Origin of the sequence: Leptospira kmetyi serovar Malaysia str. Bejo-Iso9 (assembly GCF_000243735.2) — a bacterium.
GTDB classification, from domain to species: Bacteria; Spirochaetota; Leptospiria; order Leptospirales; family Leptospiraceae; genus Leptospira; species Leptospira kmetyi.
The window spans coordinates 219,822-236,307 of sequence record NZ_AHMP02000001.1; the positions used below are offsets into that span (position 1 = coordinate 219,822).

18 protein-coding genes are annotated in these 16,486 nt (G+C 39.9%); 3 read left to right on the forward strand and 15 right to left on the reverse strand.

The features are described from left to right. Positions 1 to 74: 74 nt before the first annotated feature. The 12 genes from LEP1GSC052_RS01045 to LEP1GSC052_RS01105 all read right to left on the reverse strand — a co-directional run bounded on the left by LEP1GSC052_RS01045 (position 75) and on the right by LEP1GSC052_RS01105 (position 11,437). Positions 75 to 1,211 carry a hypothetical protein gene (locus tag LEP1GSC052_RS01045; protein ID WP_020985429.1) on the reverse strand — a complete coding sequence of 379 codons (1,137 nt, stop codon included), beginning with the start codon at positions 1,209 to 1,211 and terminating at the stop codon, positions 75 to 77. Between the two features lie 118 nt (positions 1,212 to 1,329). Beyond that, a complete protein-coding gene (locus LEP1GSC052_RS01050) occupies positions 1,330 to 2,568 on the reverse strand; it encodes an RNA polymerase sigma factor (protein WP_010572354.1) in 1,239 nt (412 codons plus the stop codon). Positions 2,569 to 2,610: 42 nt separating this feature from the next. Beyond that, positions 2,611 to 2,967 carry a YciI family protein gene (locus tag LEP1GSC052_RS01055; protein ID WP_010572353.1) on the reverse strand — a complete coding sequence of 119 codons (357 nt, stop codon included), beginning with the start codon at positions 2,965 to 2,967 and terminating at the stop codon, positions 2,611 to 2,613. 4 nt (positions 2,968 to 2,971) lie between these two features. Then, entirely contained in the window at positions 2,972 to 3,916 is a 945-nt protein-coding gene (locus LEP1GSC052_RS01060; RefSeq protein WP_010572352.1) for an alpha/beta hydrolase, read from the reverse strand. 134 nt (positions 3,917 to 4,050) lie between these two features. After that, entirely contained in the window at positions 4,051 to 4,482 is a 432-nt protein-coding gene (locus LEP1GSC052_RS01065) for a hypothetical protein (RefSeq protein WP_010572351.1), read from the reverse strand. Positions 4,483 to 4,603: 121 nt separating this feature from the next. Next, positions 4,604 to 5,200, reverse strand: coding sequence for a dihydrofolate reductase family protein (locus tag LEP1GSC052_RS01070; protein ID WP_020985399.1), 597 nt, complete (start codon positions 5,198 to 5,200; stop codon positions 4,604 to 4,606). A gap of 621 nt (positions 5,201 to 5,821) precedes the next feature. After that, positions 5,822 to 6,043 carry a FlgO family outer membrane protein gene (locus LEP1GSC052_RS21565; protein WP_010572350.1) on the reverse strand — a complete coding sequence of 74 codons (222 nt, stop codon included), beginning with the start codon at positions 6,041 to 6,043 and terminating at the stop codon, positions 5,822 to 5,824. 183 nt (positions 6,044 to 6,226) lie between these two features. Further along, a complete protein-coding gene (locus LEP1GSC052_RS01080; RefSeq protein ID WP_010572349.1) occupies positions 6,227 to 7,804 on the reverse strand; it encodes an ATP-binding protein in 1,578 nt (525 codons plus the stop codon). A gap of 511 nt (positions 7,805 to 8,315) precedes the next feature. After that, positions 8,316 to 8,702 (reverse strand): type II toxin-antitoxin system death-on-curing family toxin, encoded by a 387-nt coding sequence (locus LEP1GSC052_RS01090; protein ID WP_010572347.1) that lies wholly within the window; start codon positions 8,700 to 8,702, stop codon positions 8,316 to 8,318. Then, complete coding sequence (locus LEP1GSC052_RS01095) at positions 8,699 to 8,911, reverse strand: AbrB/MazE/SpoVT family DNA-binding domain-containing protein (RefSeq protein WP_010572346.1); 213 nt, start codon at positions 8,909 to 8,911, stop codon at positions 8,699 to 8,701. The genes LEP1GSC052_RS01090 and LEP1GSC052_RS01095 overlap by 4 nt, the downstream gene beginning before the upstream one ends. 321 nt (positions 8,912 to 9,232) lie before the next feature. Next, complete coding sequence (locus LEP1GSC052_RS01100) at positions 9,233 to 10,657, reverse strand: hypothetical protein (RefSeq protein ID WP_010572345.1); 1,425 nt, start codon at positions 10,655 to 10,657, stop codon at positions 9,233 to 9,235. Between the two features lie 561 nt (positions 10,658 to 11,218). Beyond that, positions 11,219 to 11,437 carry a helix-turn-helix domain-containing protein gene (locus LEP1GSC052_RS01105; protein ID WP_010572344.1) on the reverse strand — a complete coding sequence of 73 codons (219 nt, stop codon included), beginning with the start codon at positions 11,435 to 11,437 and terminating at the stop codon, positions 11,219 to 11,221. A 253-nt stretch (positions 11,438 to 11,690) separates the two neighbouring features. Between LEP1GSC052_RS01105 and LEP1GSC052_RS21740 the strand changes: the two genes are divergently transcribed. The 3 genes from LEP1GSC052_RS21740 to LEP1GSC052_RS01120 all read left to right on the forward strand — a co-directional run bounded on the left by LEP1GSC052_RS21740 (position 11,691) and on the right by LEP1GSC052_RS01120 (position 13,679). Next, positions 11,691 to 11,861 (forward strand): hypothetical protein, encoded by a 171-nt coding sequence (locus tag LEP1GSC052_RS21740; RefSeq protein WP_341853227.1) that lies wholly within the window; start codon positions 11,691 to 11,693, stop codon positions 11,859 to 11,861. Positions 11,862 to 12,490: 629 nt separating this feature from the next. Continuing rightward, positions 12,491 to 12,787 (forward strand): helix-turn-helix domain-containing protein, encoded by a 297-nt coding sequence (locus tag LEP1GSC052_RS01115; protein WP_244265261.1) that lies wholly within the window; start codon positions 12,491 to 12,493, stop codon positions 12,785 to 12,787. Continuing rightward, positions 12,759 to 13,679, forward strand: coding sequence for a reverse transcriptase family protein (locus LEP1GSC052_RS01120; RefSeq protein ID WP_010572341.1), 921 nt, complete (start codon positions 12,759 to 12,761; stop codon positions 13,677 to 13,679). Before LEP1GSC052_RS01115 ends, LEP1GSC052_RS01120 begins: the two co-directional genes overlap by 29 nt. Before the next feature lie 369 nt (positions 13,680 to 14,048). Here the strand turns inward: LEP1GSC052_RS01120 and LEP1GSC052_RS01125 are convergent, their stop codons facing one another. The 3 genes from LEP1GSC052_RS01125 to LEP1GSC052_RS01140 all read right to left on the reverse strand — a co-directional run bounded on the left by LEP1GSC052_RS01125 (position 14,049) and on the right by LEP1GSC052_RS01140 (position 16,482). Next, on the reverse strand, positions 14,049 to 14,747 hold the full coding sequence (locus tag LEP1GSC052_RS01125) for a toll/interleukin-1 receptor domain-containing protein (RefSeq protein ID WP_020985366.1): 699 nt from the start codon (positions 14,745 to 14,747) through the stop codon (positions 14,049 to 14,051). A gap of 522 nt (positions 14,748 to 15,269) precedes the next feature. Continuing rightward, on the reverse strand, positions 15,270 to 15,686 hold the full coding sequence (locus LEP1GSC052_RS21570; RefSeq protein WP_010572339.1) for a hypothetical protein: 417 nt from the start codon (positions 15,684 to 15,686) through the stop codon (positions 15,270 to 15,272). A 349-nt stretch (positions 15,687 to 16,035) separates the two neighbouring features. After that, on the reverse strand, positions 16,036 to 16,482 hold the full coding sequence (locus LEP1GSC052_RS01140) for a hypothetical protein (RefSeq protein WP_010572338.1): 447 nt from the start codon (positions 16,480 to 16,482) through the stop codon (positions 16,036 to 16,038). Positions 16,483 to 16,486 lie beyond the last annotated feature (4 nt).

Consider the following 16,486-nt stretch of genomic DNA (forward strand, 5'->3'; position numbering starts at 1 on the left):
AGAACTTAGAATGAATTAGCCTTCTTTGTTTTTAATCGTCTTATAAAAACGAATCGATTCGAAAAAGAAGGGGTTTAGGAAACGGAAAGTCTGACCGCGGCCTTGTCCATTAGCAGTTTCATACATTGATTGTCGTTATCGATCGCCAGTAGCCAAGAACAATTATTTCTTCCCGTTTTAGAAACAATTCTTTTACAAAGCGGACAGGTTTCCAAATTCTCATTCTCAAGTATTTCAAAAGCGGTAGTTTTTTCAAAAAGTTCTCTTCTCGGAGGAGAAGTCACTTCATAGACTTCCTTGAGTTCGTTGTTCTCGTTGAATTCAATTGAAATGATTCCAATCTCGTTCGCGCTACAGAGTTGTTTAAACGTTTCAAAACGATCCTTATCGTGGAAGAGTTCATAATCAAACATCGGAATGATAATATACGAATAATTTGAAAAAGATTTATAATTGATCGCCTGACTGATTGCTTTTGTGATCGAGTCGATCGAATTCGAAGCCTTCAATTCAAAAGTGTAAACCGAAAGAGTGTCGAAATTCAGATCCGATTCGATCTTATATCCTACGAAATCATAATTCTGAAGTTTACCGCCTCCCCGATCGAATTGAGCGTCTCTGACTTCCAAAGAAAGACATTCCGCGAGCTTAGGAAGAATTAATTTTCCAAGACCGATCTCGTCTTGTTTGTTCTCGTTTCCATAATAGACGAATTCGTTTTTCGTCTTATAAAAATAATTTCCCTTGCCTCTCTTAAACTTATAGGTGCTGTTGTTGAAAACATAATCCTTAAAACCTTCTCGCACCGCCGAGAGGTTCAAAATCGAAGGATCGTTTTTTAAGTAATTCATCATATTCGGAAAAATGAAAGATAAGGCCTCTCCCAATTCTCCGTCTTGTATCGTATCAAAAATTCGCTTCGCAAGAAGAGTTCCGATTCCACGAGGAAGATACACCTTAGTCAATTTCATCGGGCCACCTTGGCCTTGCGATGGCTTCCATTCAAAACCCAATTTGGATAGATAAGAAACAAGATCCGTCTTAAAGGATTGCCAACTCTCGCTCTTTTTACCGATAAGAATTTTCATCAGATGTTCTTTGGACAAACACGCGGTGTATTCCTTTATGGAAATTTGATAGTCCTGTTTGTCTGAATCCAACTCGATCAAAGCCGAGAATATATCATCAATATCTTTTAGGGAAAGTCTCAATTATGTCCTCCATAAATGTCGCTGACTTAGTATAAAATCGTTATCTATGGTTTTTAAGTCGGTTTAAAATATTAAAGGGAAACGGAAGGTCTGACCGCGACCTTGTCCGTCAGCAGTTTCAGAAGCGATCTATTCTTTTTTGAAGAGCAGACCGGTCGGATTGAGTCTTTGCAAGAGAAAGGGCCTTTTCAAAACTCGCTTTCGCTTTTACATCGTCAAAATTCGAGTAGAGTTCTCCTAAAAGCGCATGATAAAAACGATTCTCGTTGAGTGAGAGTTTTTTCGCTTCGAGGAGCGCGGCTTCCTTTCCGTTCACTTTGGAAAAAACGTAGATCCGATTCAAATCGGCAAAGGAAGAATATTCAATTTTTAGCAAGCGATCGTAGACCTGCAGAATATTCTCCCATTTATTCCGAGAATCTTCTTTTTGAGTATGCCAATACGCTATTTCCGCTTCCAGATGATATTTAGAAATATGATCTCCCTTTGCCGAAAGACTCAGAAAATATCCGCCTTGAACGATGAGATTCCGATCCCAAAGATCCGGATCCTGATCTTCGTAAAGAATCGATTCTCCCCTTTCGTTTTGTCTCGCGGCAAATCGGGAAGAATGAAAACAAATCAGGGATAAAAGCGCGTTCGTCTGAGGAAGGTTTGTGATTTCGTTTTCGGCGAGAATGCGACACAAACGAAACGCTTCCAGACAAAGATCCTTCCGAAGAATCTCGTTTTGACTCGCGGAAAGATATCCTTCATTGAACAAAAGATAGATCGTTCGCAAAACAACGTTTAAACGATCCTCGATCTCGGAGGAACTCGGAAGTTCGATCCGAATCTTTTCCTCTTTCAATTTCTCTTTGGCGCGAAACAAACGTTTGTTGATCGTTTCCTTATTCGTCAAAAACGCGTCCGCAATCTCCTCGATTCCGAAACCGCAAAGAATACGAAGCGATAAACCGATCTGCGCTTCCTCCGAAATCGAAGGATGACAGATCGTAAACATCATCTGAAGTTGACTGTCCAGAATGTTATGCGAAGTAAGATCTACATCCTTTTCACAAGAATTTTCCAAGGACGTAGTATGCGCCCTTTTGAGTTCGGGAAGGATCTTATCCGAGTATAAGGAATCGCGTTGTAGAAAATTTTTGGCCTTATTCTTCGCGACGTTATACAACCACGCGCTCGGATTTTGAGGAACCCCTTTGATTCCCCAAACCTGAGACGCGGTTAAAAAAGTTTCACTCGCGATGTCCTCCGCAATTTCCATACGATCCAGACCGAAACGTTTGGAAAGAACGGAAACGATCTTTCCGTATTCCGTTCGAAAAAGATGCGGTATTAATTCTCCATTCTCCATCGTAAAATCATTCTTCCTTGGATCAAAAGAAGAATCGGTTTTCTATTTGTTCTCGTGGACACCCATGACCTTTCTGACTTCCACGCTGTTCCCTTCTCCGTTTAAGATCGGACATTGTTTCGCGATGTTCGTTGCTTCTTCGAAGTCCTTCGCTTTGATTACGATAAAACCCGCGATCGATTCTTTGATATCCACATAAGGACCGTCGGTTACGATGCCGCCCGATCGGATCACTTTGCCTTCCGTCGATAAGCCCGTTCCTCCGGAGAATTTTTGATCGGAAATGATTTTTCCCACCCAATCGTGATATTGTTTCATATACGTTTCGAGTTGTTCCGGAGAAGGTTGGGCTTCCTTTGTCAAAAGATCCAGTCGCATTAAAATTAAGAATTCTTCCATAACGTTACTCCGTTCGCATTAAAAAGTTCGAAAGTTTTTGTTCATACTCGGCCGGGTTCGTTTCTCGAATGGTTCCGTGATCTCCGAAATCGGGAAGCCAAATCGTCTTAGGCCCCGCATATAAGTCGAACAATTCCTGCGTTTGCCGATAGGAAACGACTCGATCTTTTCGACTGTGAACGAAATAAATCGGAATTCCATTTGCAAGCGGCAAAGAATTTTTCGGGCTCAACAATCCGTCGAACTTACCGCGTAACATCGATAAGTCGATCATCGCCTGAACGAACTTCTTCGGCGCAGATTGCGCTTCGGGAGAATCCGAGATCAATCTTTGAAAACTCTCCATCGGATTCTCGACGATAACTCCATTCAACTTCGGCATTTGAGGCAATGCGATCAGAATCGAACCCGCTCCGATCGAAGAACCCATTGCGTAAACTTTTTGATATTTTTTCGAAAGATAAAGATAAGAAGAGAATACGTCCCGCGATTCTCTTTGCCCGTACGTCAATCCTTCTACCGGACAAGGCGCTTCTCCGTGACAACCGAGATCAAAGGTCAACACATCGAGTTTGTTTTTTAAAAAGAATCGAAGATGTCGCGTCATTTCTCTTCGATCGCTTCCGCCCCCGTGAACCAAAACGATCGCTCCTCTTGCTCGAGCAAATCCGTTCGGTTCAGTTTCGATCATCCAACCCGGAAGTCGGTAACCGTTTATGGAAAGAATTTGAACCTCTTTGAATTCGTATTCTTTCGTCGTTCTTAAATTTCCGCAGTTCTTACCCCAATGTTTTTCCGCATCTTGGTTACAAACGGAAAGATCCTGAACGACTCCGTGCCAAGACGGGAATAAAAGTTGATTGCTCGCGGACCAAAGTCCGGCACAAACGATCAGCAAAACAAGAAACGGAAGAATTAAGATCGGCCAAACCCACCGTTTCCGTATCATAAATCGACTCCGTTGTCTATGTCCGAATAACATATTAATGCGAACAGGTTCATTTTTTGTTCTCCAATTTGTTTAGATGTTCGCCTCTTTATCAATCGAGTTGGAGAAAATTGGACATCGGATTCGGATTTTTTTCAACTATGAAGGATTACTTGTACGCAAATTTGTTCTCGATTCTCCGCTAAAATTCGATGCGACGCGATCGCCCATTTCTTCCAGGCCTCATCGTTTTTGGTCGAGGGTTCCCGGAGCATCTTCCAGCCGAAGTCTTGAAGGTCGATCCAAGATCCGTCCAAAAGAATGATTCCGGAAGTTGAATATTCTTCCGGCAGATTTCGGACGTAACTTGAATTTTCCAATATTTCCGTTGATGAATCCGCGTGGCTCGTTCTGAATTCTTCGTCGAAAAGAATCGGTTCGTTCGGGAAATACCAATAGTCCCAATGATGAGAGCGAATCGATGCGACGTTGTCTTCATCCAGTCGATGCGGCTCAAGAATTTGTTTTAAAGATTTATCGACGTCTTTTGTTGAATTACGGATTAAAACGGTGATATGGGATTTCATTTTGGGCGTTGGAGTGAGGAGAATCGGCGGGATGCATTGTGGAGATTTTTAATCTATGTCGGTACGGTTTACGGGGCGCATATCTCTTTATGATACGGAGTTATTTAGAATAACATAATATTCAAAATCTTCCCGTTTGAACCTCGCCTGCGCGTTCGTAATTTACGATAATGATTCCGTTCGGAGAGATTTGACTTTCCGTCACTTTGAATGCAGCAGGGATCGTGCCGTCGACAAACAAACGTTTTCCGCTCCCCAAGGTAATCGGATAAATTTTTAACCAGAACTCATCGACTAAATCGTGTTTCATAAGCGTTTGCACGAGATTGGCGCTTCCGTAAACGTGTAAGTTCGGACCCGATTCTTGTTTCAGTTTTTTTATTTTTTCAAGAATGTCTCCGCTTAAAAACGAAGACCGTTGCCATTCACTGGAAGTCAGCGTATTCGAGACTACGTATTTGGTTGCCGACATGACCTCCGGCCAAAAGTCGGAATGTTTCGGCCAGTACGGTTCCCAAATTTCGAAAGTCTTTCGCCCTAACAACAGATCGAACGGAACGGTCATCTGCTTTTTCATAACCGTTCCGATGACTTCGTCCGAATATGGAACCGACCATCCGCCATATACAAAGCCACCGCTTGTATCTTCGTCCGGTCCACCTCCGGCTTGTATAACACCGTCCAGAGTTAAAAATTCGAGTACGATTATTTTTCTCATGACGGTTCCTTTTGCGATGCGATTGAGTTTAGTTTAAAGGATAGGATTGTAATTGTCAACGGCGGGAGTTCCCTCCTTCACCGCTTCATCTCACTTTTTTCTTTTTGAACTGACGTAACGATCTGTAAATCGTCGTTGTTCATCGCTATTTATGATTCGAAGCGAAAAAGGAATCTAAGAAACGCAATGAGTCAAATCAGGATCAGGCAGACCACGAGCGAAACCGTAGTCTTCAATTCCTTAGAAATACTATGATGATGAATCATAACTTTAAGCGAACCGGTATTGTTTTGCAAATCTTCGTCATTGATTCGACATTCAGGATATCCATCCACAGTAAATTCATATTCGCCCGTTGAAAATAGAAAATCCTTCTCAGTGTTGAATCTACGAACCGATTGTCCGTGACTTAAATGACTGTAAAGCCTATAGTCACCCGACTCCGACGGATTTTCTTTTACTCATCTTGCTCCAAACGAATATTTATCGTTAGTCATAGACCAACTTCCTTCCGCTTCTATACTTACGAACGAATTGGGTTCGACAAACGTATCCAATACTTGCCATTCTTCATTCGAATGAATTACTCCTATATATTCTTTTTTATTATCTGGATAATCGTCATACAACTTTAATATGTAAGGATTGGCGGCGGATTGCCGAAATCGCAACGGAAAGAATTTTTCCATCCACGATATTGACTATACGCGCATCAAAACGAATCGTGTTATTTCGTTTTTGAATAGTGCCTAAAACTAAGAGTTCAGCGCCCGATAGTTTAATACTCTCGATCGTATTTGCATCCGCTAAATAGACACCTAATTTAGGCGTAACGGAATACATTCCGAAGTCTTTTATTACAATTGCTGCTAATGGGTTATACTTGGCCTAGTGACGGGCATGTGATTCGAGTGACCTGAGTCGGATCTTGCGAACGGGAGCAGTAAGTGATTTGTGAAGCTGAAGTGAGAATCGCAATAGCGATTCCGAACGAAGCGAGGAGCCGAAGTTAGGCGAAGTATGCGCTTATTTAAACTTAATTCCAAATAAGATAGACAAAATATTTTTTGCAAGCTTTAGGAATTGTATTATCTGTCTATCAGTGACAGTCGTATCTGCTCGACTATGTACAAGATCACATCGCAACCGATAAAAGTAAGTGATTTTATCCCAATCTTCTTTTTTTATCTTACCTTTGATATGTTTTTGAACTTCTTTGACTACTTCAGATCTATTCTTAAAGAGATCTTTTAATCTAACTTCTGAATACGTTTCACCCGACTCATTCAATAAATATTCTTTGAAACCGATTTCTAAATTACTATCAGTTACGATTAGTGCAATTCTATTTTTTTGATCTAACCTTTGCTTAAATATAGATTGCGCTGCAATAATCGATTCATATAAACCAACTGTCCAAGGCTTTAAAGTTCCTAAACCTGCGTTGACTTTTTTTATTAAATCCGCTTCTCTTGGTTTAGTTTTAGGTAAAGGAGTTAGATTGGTACTATCAATTTCTCCTATTGAATCAATCTTAAGCTTTTGAATCTTGCCCTCTTTGAAAGGAAAGACCTTTGCTTCTCGTTCAGAATTTAACCTACGACAAAGTGATGCATGATAGGTGAGCATTTCTATTATTTTATCGCGGGTTAGAAGAAATAGCTTATGTTTCGTATCAATGCCAGATTTACTACTATTCCATGGCATATGATTTGCTTCTCCATTAAATTCAATAATCACACGAACTAATGATATTGAACCGTGAGGCACTCCGACTTTCCCTTGCGTAAAACCAACTTCAAAACTCTTTAAAGCTCTCGCGATTAAACGATCGTTACAATAAACGTATAGCCCATAATCACCATAACCAGCATCCCCACCTTCAGAAAGTAATCCGGCCGTTAATGTAAAATTGACCGAACGATCTTCCATTTTTATGACTGTAGAATATGCTTTTGGAGAGAAATCTGGATTAAAGGACCACTTATTATCAAAATAACTTGGCTTAGCTTTCTCTTTATTTATAACTATTTCAAGATTCTGGTTTTTTAAAAATTTTCCGTATGTAGCACTTATATGAGATTGTATATTTCCAATGTCTGTTTTGGATACGACTTCCCTTAGTTTAGTTAGTTCGATAATTGTCGTTCCATTTTCGATTTTTTCTATAATATAAACAGGCAATTCCCAAGATTCATCTTTCAACCAATCATCATCAAATTCAATTTGGTATGTGTCCTTATCCCGATATCTTGATTTTATAGTAACATGTTGAGCTAATGCAACTACTGCTCTTTTTGACCCGACACCAAAAATTCCAATTATTTGCTCTTCAGGTAAGTTTCCAGAATGTCCCGGACCAACGATTAAAGATAAATCTTCTTTTTTAATGCCGCCAGAATTGTCACGAACTCTAATCAACTGCTGATCGATTCTAATCTCAATATCAATTAGAAGTTTATACTTTTTATCTTTCTTTACCCATAAATCGATCGCATTATCAATTAATTCGCAGATTGCAGTCTGTGCATTATAGTCTGCTATTATTGATCTAAAAATATTCTTTTTAGGAGTTACATCAATGGAATCAATTTCTTTTTTCATAATTAATTACCGCACATATTTCGGCTAACGACAAAGCTTCCCGACGTCGCTGATCCCGAAGGGACGCGAAACGATTCTTACTAAAATACTTTTCTTTTACTTTTTAACTTCGTGAGCGAAGCGATGTGGTGGAACCCGGAGCGAGGATCGCATTGCGATTCCGAGCGGAGCGGGAAGCGTTAGTTATGCGCTGTTCCGCAAGCCAAAAAAAGGTTATAAATTGCGAGCTAAGCCTTAAAGCGGAAATACGCGCAATTCTCTTTTACCAAACTCGACTAAACCCAAATAAAAGCGAAGCGGAATGGCGCATAACGAAAGAGTCTCCTCGACGTTGCGTCTCCGAGCGCCTGTGCGCGAAGGAGTTGGCACGAGGTTCGGTGCGCCATAGCGAACGGCTCGCGAACCGAAGTGACAAAGCAATGTGCGGAGCCGGAGTGAGAGTTTGCGAAGCAAATCTCGAACGAAGCGAGGAGATGAAGTTATGCGCTGAAGCCCCTTTAGTATAAATGAATTAAGACTTTAATTTTTCAAAAGTCTTAATAATGCTCTCTAATGAAACACTTCCATCAGCAACTCCGATCGTAAGTTCATACAATGAATCTTCTTCATCTTCTATTTCAACTCCGTTTAAATCTAGGAAAATCAGAGCTGACGCAAGTGCGACTCGTTTATTTCCATCTATAAAAGCGTGATTTTTACAAAGATAAAATAAATATGCTGCTGCTTTTTGTGTTAGGCCAACGTGAAACTCTTGATTATCAAATCCTGACTGTGGTTGCGCGATCGCGGATTCAAGGAGATTCTTATCTCTAATCCCGTAAGAACCGCCGTATTCTTCTATTTGGTTCTTATGGATGTAAAGAATCTCTTCATAAGATAAATATCTAATAGAACTCATTCAGCAAGTCGTTTTAGCGTCTTGCCATGTTTCTTATTTATTTTTCCAAGACTTGTTTCTAATTTTTTATCGATAGGCGTGATAATTAAACTTTTACCATCAGTACTAATATCCAAAGAAGTATCTGAAGTAATATGTAAAAGTTCAAGAATTGGTTTTTCTATAATTAATGCAGAACTGTTGCCGTGTTGAATTAGCTTTTTGACCATGTTTTAACTCGTTACAACTTAGTGTATACAATGATGTTACCAAAGTCAAGCCTTATTTCATTAACGATTGAGACTTGTGCCTCTTATCTTAGATCTTGTATTCAAAATTATTTTTGGGGCTTTTGCGCATAACGAAAGAGTCTCCTCGACGTTGCGTCTCCGAAGCGCTTAAGCGCGAGGAGTTGACACGAGGTTCGAGCGAGCCATAGCGAGCGCCCGCGAACCGAAGTGGCAAAGCAATGTGCCGGAGGCCAGAGTGAGAGTTTGCGGAGCAAATCTCGAACGGAGCGAGGAGACGAAGTTATGCGCAGTCAGCATCACCTAATTTCCATTTATTAATCTTTGAAATCGAATATGACCATTTTTCATGCTTTGGTAAATTGCAAGAAGTCGAGCATCTATAATTGATTCTTTATTGGTTTTATACTTCTTTTTCGAGGTATTTAATATACTATAATGCTGTTGTGTATATCTGAGCGAGCGCATATCCATAGAGGATTTAAGAACTTGAAATGCTTCGCTTTCAGGAAGTGCGAAGAATTCATAAATTGAGGAAAAACGACTGTAGATATTTGCACTGGCACTGTCAAGTGCACGCATTTCAATGGAAATTAAAGCTAAGCCTTTGACATAGTAGCGAAGCGGCAACCTTTGAATAATTCTTTGAAAAGTTATCTGATCAGTAGAATTTAGTAGTTCTTTACCTATATCAACACCGGTAGAAAAGCGCCTGTTCCCAGTTTTGAAAAACAAGAATTGCCTTAAACCTTTGACAAGAGAATTTGTATATTTGATTTGAGTTCCAATGTGTATATATGAAGAATCATAAAAAACTGAAGCTATTACAAGGAAAACTTGTTCAATATCTCCATGTCTCTTAGAATACTCCGCCGCGATTGCTTTGAATAATTGCTCTGCACTACGATAAAATTTTGGAGGAATAAACAGATAGATGAGAACATTGCCTCCTTTGATAGCTTCTGGAAAATTAGCATAACCAGATGCGCGAATTGGTATAAAAGGGTTAGCAGTGACCCATTCTGTAAGAATGCTGCCAATCGCTTGAATATTAGCAAATTTTCCAAGAATAAGATATGGCGTATTTAAATCAAACTCGCGAGAGCGGAAAATATTTGCAAATCGAAGACTAACCTCTTCCGCCTTAATAAACTCACGTAAATCTTGAACCAGTTTAGCATTTGATTCTGCGCGTTCCGCAATTTCCGAGTATACAGAAGTTCTATCATACTTTCTTCTCCATTTACCTTCAGGATCTTCTGAGACAAGAAAAGTTCCAATTGTCACCTTATCTTCCTCCGAAAGAGTTGAAATCTCATCACGAAAGAATGCTTCAAATGCAGCAGGGTTATCAGCAAAGAAGTGTGATCTTACATAGTCGGCAACTTTTACCATAGACGCATAAGCTTTAGGTTTATCAGATGACTTTCCAAGAAGCCGCGCCCAAAAACTATATAAGCTATCAGTCTGCTCTATATCTGGAAGAAATCCAAGCATTCCTTTCATTTTTCTAGCAAGGTGTAGTAAATCCAGATATACCTTAAAACGAACAAGGAAGTGACCGACGAATCCCCCAATTAACGAAAATAAACCTCCGGTTATGACAAGTAATACATTTCTCGTTACTTCATGACTCACCAAGAAAGCTATAAGCGTTTGAACAACCAAAACAATGATAACATAAGCTACGTAACGTTTTATCGGAATATCTAAAAATGTTTCTTTCATTTATCTTTTAGTTCCTTTGCTGATTGCGCATAACGACAAAGCTTCCCGACGTCGCTGGTCCCGAAGGGACGCGAAACGCTTCTTACTAAAATATTTCTCTTTTACTCTTTAACTTCGTGAGCGAAGCGATGTGGTGGAACCCGGAGCGAGGATCGCACCGCGATTCCGAGCGGAGCGGGAAGCGTTAGTTATGCGCTGTTCCGCGAGCCAAAAAAAATTTATAAATTGCGCGCTAAGCCTTAAAGCGGAAATACACGCATTCTCTTTTCCAGACTCGACTAAATCCAAATAAAAACGAAGCGGAATGGCGCATAACGATAGATAATTGTCGAAGTTCCGCGCGTCCGAAGGACTTGGCGCGAGGCTTGCTTTGCAAGACGAGTGACAAAGCGGAATTTGGCGAAGCCCAAGCAAGGGTCGCGAAGCGAACCCGCAGCGCCGCGACAATTTTTAGTTATCTGCTGTGCCGCGCCCCGAATGTCTAACCGGCGTAGCCACGGAAGGCGAAGCCGGTTAGGGAACGCCAATAGATTTACGATTTAAGACTTAACGATATGCTCTTCAGATATCCAATAAGTCTTTGGGCTTAACTTTTAATCGTTTAGAAAGCTTGAAAATTGAGTTAGCAGTAAAATTAGCCCTACCCGCTTCAATGTCTTGTAAAGTTCTTACAGGAACTGCGTAATCGCCTTCATCCATATTTTCCTGAGTTAGCCCTTTTTCCTTCCGAACTTTCTGAATATTTTTTCCGACTTTTACTAAAAATTCTTCGAAATCCACACACGGTATATTGCGGCAGAGTTGACAAAAAGTGAACGCAGTATACCGTGGGGCGCATATTCTTTACTAATCTCTGTTCGAAAAGGTTCCTTTTATGATAGGAAAGTCCAAAAACAAGTCTCAAAATTTTGTCCGAAAATGGCCTAAATCGGAGATCATTAGGAGAATTTCCGAGGAAGAGAAGAAAGCTTTCTATCATCAGCTTAAAGTAGCTAGGATAGAAGCGAACCTTACTCAGGCGCAAGTTGGTAAAATGATCAAAAGAAGCAGAAGCCAGGTTTCCAAGATAGAATCTGGCAAATGCAGATTATACATGGATGAATTCTTAAAGTTTATGAAGATCTATAAGAAATCTCCATTCTTCTTTTACTCTGTATTTACGACCAATGAAATCATTAAATCACCAAAGAGAGCCCGAGTATAATCTGCGAAGCAGTTTTAACGAGGGCTATTAGTAAGAGTAAAGCGAGGACTCCGCGTCCCGATCGCGAAGCGTTCGGGTGAACCGGTTCAAAAAACCGGAACAAGCTTTTCTCCATAGGATCGCAGAATTGCGAAAAAAATTCGCCACTAGTAAATTTTATGGTTGCTTTTTAAAGGAGACATATTCCAATCATCCTTAGCTAAGCAAACCGGCTACTCGGTGCGAAAGCACTTGGGGATAAATGCCAACCTCTATGTCATTTATCTGGGGTTCCTTTGGAACTAAACTTTCCCTGGCTCTAGCGGGTCCGGGAGGCGGCGCACGAGGGACGCGCCAGCATGAGAGTAGCAAGCGGTGAAAAACGTTGTTGTGCCGTAATCTCCTACACGAGGGCAGAATCTATGAATTCTGAATTTAAGGAGAAATAAGATGATTAAACCATCTCGTAAAAAGCCTAGTAAACGACAGCGTGTTTCGGAAAAGCTACTGAACTGGCTTTGGAAAAATAAGAAAGGAGTCATTAGACTCCTACTTTTGATCATTGAATTGATCGGGAAGCTATTGAAGTAAGGACGCAAGATCTGAAACTAACCGCTTACTAACTCGGTAAAATAAATTGGGGGCAAATAATGCACGAATTTCTGCGGCTGTTACGCGTATTCAACGACTTTAAGGCCAATGAATTTGCAAAGAAACTAGAGATTTCCACAAGTTATCTCTCAGAAATTGAAAAAGGAAAAAAGAAAGTCACATTAGATATATTGAATAAATATGCGGAGGTCTTAAATACAAAAACTTCAACACTAATGTATATCGCAGAAGGTTTTGAAAAGGATAGTAATAAGTTTCGCAAAATACTTTCCACTAAGATAGTCGAATTTTTGTATAAAATAGAAAATGAAGCATCAAAAGTACCACTCGATTAAAAATAGTCCTTTCTTTCGATTAAAAAGCATTGATAAGCTTGCCGAATATTTAAATACAAAATCAAAAAGACTAATATATCTAGAAAATATGCCGCTTACAGAAAGATATCGATGTTTTCCGCAAGGAACAAGGGATATACAACAACCAATTGGTTTTAATAGATTCATTCACAACAGGCTTCATACTCTTCTATCTAGAATTCTTTCACCAGATTTTGTTTTTTCAGGGAAGAAAGGATTTTCGCATGTAGACAATGCCTTGGCTCATCTAAATAGCAAGTACGCTGCCTTGATGGACATCGAAGGATTCTACAGAAATAGCAAAAGAGAATATGTATTTCGGTTTTTTCTTAAAAAATTAGAAATGGCTTCGGATATAGCAAATATTTTAACAAACATAGTATGCTTTAATGATTTCATTCCGACCGGAAGCCCATTAAGTCAATTAATAGCTTACTGGGCATATTCAGATATGTTTGAAGAAATTGAAACGGTTGCAAGTTCAAACAACTTTATTTTCAGTCTTTTTGTCGATGACTTAACATTCTCCTCACAAGATCGAATACGGCATGATTTTCATTTAGAAATTAATGCCATACTAAAATCGTATAGACTGAATATAAAACGCAAGAAACTTCAATATAGATCAAAAAATCAAACGAAAATTATAACTGGTTGTGCAATCACTCCAGATAATAAAATCAAAGTTAGAAATAAGCATCGCGTTAAGTACATTAACAATTTGCAACTATTGTTAGGAAGTCACCAGAACCGCAAAGATGAAAAACTAATAGATTCAGCTCTGGGATTAATTTCTAGTCTACAAGCAATCGAGCCTCAAATATTTATGGAATCCAAGAGAATCCTAAAACAAAAAATATCTTTTTCTTAAATTCATTAAAAGATTAAGCCTGCCACGGACGGCAGGCGTATAATTGCGCGGGGCGCGGCATGGCAGATAACGAAAGAGTCTCCTCGACGTTTGCGGTTCTGAAGCGCGCTAAACGCGCGGAAGAATTGGCACGAGGTTTGAGCGAACCTTAGTGAGCGTCTTGCAAACCGAGTGGCAAAGCAAATGTGTCGGAGACCGAAGTGAGAGTTTGCGGAGCAAATCTCGAACGAAGCGAGGAGACGAAGTTATGCGGCGTTGCCTGTCTCTTTTAAGATTCAATTTTAGAGCTAGTTATGAAATTTAATGAAAAATCTAAGCAAGCGGTTGCTTACGCATAATAGATCAAATAGATAATAGTTTCCGCTTAAGCTAAACGCTAACCAGCTCAGCGACTTTTGCTACAATGTTGGCCATCGAATCTTCGTAAGTGCTCAAGCCACTTCGAGATCCAAGTAAAGGACTAACATCACGAAGTGCATCGTAGGTTGTCTCATGGACAATTGGTACAAGCAGATCACGCGCGAGAAGTGCAGAAAGTTCTTTGTCAGCAATCCCCTCTCCTTTTAGGCGGAGTAGCAAAGCAGGAGTTACTAACACAATCCCGACTCGCGACTTCGCCAGGCCCTTGTCTATTTCACGGAGCAACGATGTACCGAGGGGAACATCCTTTTCGCTAAACCAAACGGATACACCTTGCGACTCAAGCTGGTCATTAAAATCCTTGGCGATCCCTTTCCGGTCGTCCCACGCATGACAAAGAAAGACATCTCGAAGGTCCGGTAAGGAAGCTCGCTTTTCAATGTTGTCTCGGACAGGCGTGAGTGCTCGCACCTCAGCAGACGAATAAACAACATGTGAACCTGCTCGTGACCACCTTGGTCTTATACTACTGCTTGACCCACTACCACTGACGGTGCTTCCACTTCCCTCCGAACTCCCCGAACTGGAGTAGGAAGAGTAATCATAACTACTACTGTATCGATATCTGGAACGACCACCGCATGCAGGGCATGCTGCTTCTGCACTTGCTGAACGATGACCTTGAACTGGTGCTGTGCATCTAGCCATATAACAACCTACCTATTTGTAATTATTGCTTCGTGCAGTAGATTAATCACTAGTTGGTATATAAATACACATACATTATCTAACTATACGCCTACTTTATGAATTTCGATTATAATAAGTTGTCAAGAAAAGTGTGAAATTTTTATAAATAAAATTATTGATAATACCTTCAGGCATAATTTTGCATGCAATAGTCAGAGACAGATTCAAGATTTACTTATTATTAGATAACAATGAAAGGTTAACATGGATGGCAATTAAACATTAAAATTTAATTCATTTCAAAAAAAGTCGGGTAATGCCGCATAACGAAATAGGCTTCTCGACGTTTGCGTTTCTGTAGCGCGCCTAAAGCGCGCGGAAGAATTGGAACGAGGTTTGAGCGAACCTTAGTGAGCGTCCTGCAAACCGAGTGACAAAGCAAATGTGCCAAAGGCCAAGCGAGAGTTGCGAAAGCAATCTCGAAGCGCCGCGAGAAGCCGCAGTTAGGCGAAGGAACGAAATTCACAACTAATGCGTTACTTATTTGTTCAATATAATAGAGTTAGAATAACTTTCGTAAGCACTTTTAAGAAGTAAATCTGTAATAAACTCGCAAAAATTTACTTCATCAATTAACGGAAATTTATTTCGATTAGAATTTAAGTTCTTTAGCATAATGTCAACCCTAGAGAATTGACCGCCTTTTGATTTATTGAATTTTTCAAAGATCGCTTCAGCAATTTCTGAATATGAGATAGTTTGATTCTTTAATAGCAATAAACCTCTCTTTTGAACTTTAGTTAGACCTTCAACGACTTCATTTCTTTCAAATATGGCATGATTTAAATAATCTCCGGCGCTAATTAAGTTGCGCAGATTAAGTTCACTTCCGTCTTTCGTTGAATAATAGAGTGCAGTAAAAACCCAAGCATCTGTCCAATTAAAGTAATTATCCATTTTAGTTAGGGAATATCACGGTTAATAATCCCGCTTTAATATTTTTTAGTCGTTATAATTTTTAATGGCTAAGAATACCTTCGTTCTTTCGCCTAACGAAATAGGCTTCTCGACGTTTGCGGTCCTGGAGCGCGCTAAACGCGCGGAAGGATTGGAACGAAGGCTTGAGTGAGCCATAGCGAACGATCACAAGCCGAGTGACAAAGCAAATGTGCCGAAGGCCAAGCGAGAGTTGCGGAGCAATCTCGAAGCGCCGCGAGAAGCCGCAGTTAGGCGATCGGTCGCTACTTACAAAACCCTAATAAATATTATTTATAAGCAATATTTAGTTGAGTTATATTCAATGATTTTAATCTTCTAACCATTCTTCAGTAGTTCGAAATCGATTCAAGCCGACTGCTTCAAATTCATCTGAGCTCCCGCTTTCAACAACTATTCCAAAATACTTCAACCCGTCGTTTATCGAGCTTTTATTTTCCGAATAGACAGATATAGTTTTTCCGTTTTCAAAAACTTCGCTACACTGCCCTCCGGATCCACCAAAGTATTCAGTTTCAAAATACATCACTTTGCCAGAAATTGAAAGATCCTTCAAAAACGTTTGAATCATTTCATTATATAAGTAAGCCTTACCAATTTCTGGACTTTCAGAGGAGCTAATCTTATTTAATAATACATCTGAAAGTGGAATAAACTTCAAATCACTTTCTAAATCAATAATTTTGGCTTTTGAATTAAATTCTTTGAATTTTTTAACTGATTTTTCAGTTATTAAGAATCCTTGTACAATATGCATCGAA

Coding starts and splice junctions, on each gene's coding strand:
- LEP1GSC052_RS01050 (WP_010572354.1), bottom strand. CDS start 2,568: ATGGAGAATGGAGAATTAATACCGCATCTTTTTCGAACGGAATACGGA.
- LEP1GSC052_RS01055 (WP_010572353.1), bottom strand. CDS start 2,967: ATGGAAGAATTCTTAATTTTAATGCGACTGGATCTTTTGACAAAGGAA.
- LEP1GSC052_RS01060 (WP_010572352.1), bottom strand. CDS start 3,916: ATGATACGGAAACGGTGGGTTTGGCCGATCTTAATTCTTCCGTTTCTT.
- LEP1GSC052_RS01065 (WP_010572351.1), bottom strand. CDS start 4,482: ATGAAATCCCATATCACCGTTTTAATCCGTAATTCAACAAAAGACGTC.
- LEP1GSC052_RS01070 (WP_020985399.1), bottom strand. CDS start 5,200: ATGAGAAAAATAATCGTACTCGAATTTTTAACTCTGGACGGTGTTATA.
- LEP1GSC052_RS21565 (WP_010572350.1), bottom strand. CDS start 6,043: ATGTATTCCGTTACGCCTAAATTAGGTGTCTATTTAGCGGATGCAAAT.
- LEP1GSC052_RS01080 (WP_010572349.1), bottom strand. CDS start 7,804: ATGAAAAAAGAAATTGATTCCATTGATGTAACTCCTAAAAAGAATATT.
- LEP1GSC052_RS01090 (WP_010572347.1), bottom strand. CDS start 8,702: ATGAGTTCTATTAGATATTTATCTTATGAAGAGATTCTTTACATCCAT.
- LEP1GSC052_RS01095 (WP_010572346.1), bottom strand. CDS start 8,911: ATGGTCAAAAAGCTAATTCAACACGGCAACAGTTCTGCATTAATTATA.
- LEP1GSC052_RS01100 (WP_010572345.1), bottom strand. CDS start 10,657: ATGAAAGAAACATTTTTAGATATTCCGATAAAACGTTACGTAGCTTAT.
- LEP1GSC052_RS21740 (WP_341853227.1), top strand. CDS start 11,691: ATGATCAAAAGAAGCAGAAGCCAGGTTTCCAAGATAGAATCTGGCAAA.
- LEP1GSC052_RS01115 (WP_244265261.1), top strand. CDS start 12,491: ATGCACGAATTTCTGCGGCTGTTACGCGTATTCAACGACTTTAAGGCC.
- LEP1GSC052_RS01120 (WP_010572341.1), top strand. CDS start 12,759: ATGAAGCATCAAAAGTACCACTCGATTAAAAATAGTCCTTTCTTTCGA.
- LEP1GSC052_RS01125 (WP_020985366.1), bottom strand. CDS start 14,747: ATGGCTAGATGCACAGCACCAGTTCAAGGTCATCGTTCAGCAAGTGCA.
- LEP1GSC052_RS21570 (WP_010572339.1), bottom strand. CDS start 15,686: ATGGATAATTACTTTAATTGGACAGATGCTTGGGTTTTTACTGCACTC.
- LEP1GSC052_RS01140 (WP_010572338.1), bottom strand. CDS start 16,482: ATGCATATTGTACAAGGATTCTTAATAACTGAAAAATCAGTTAAAAAA.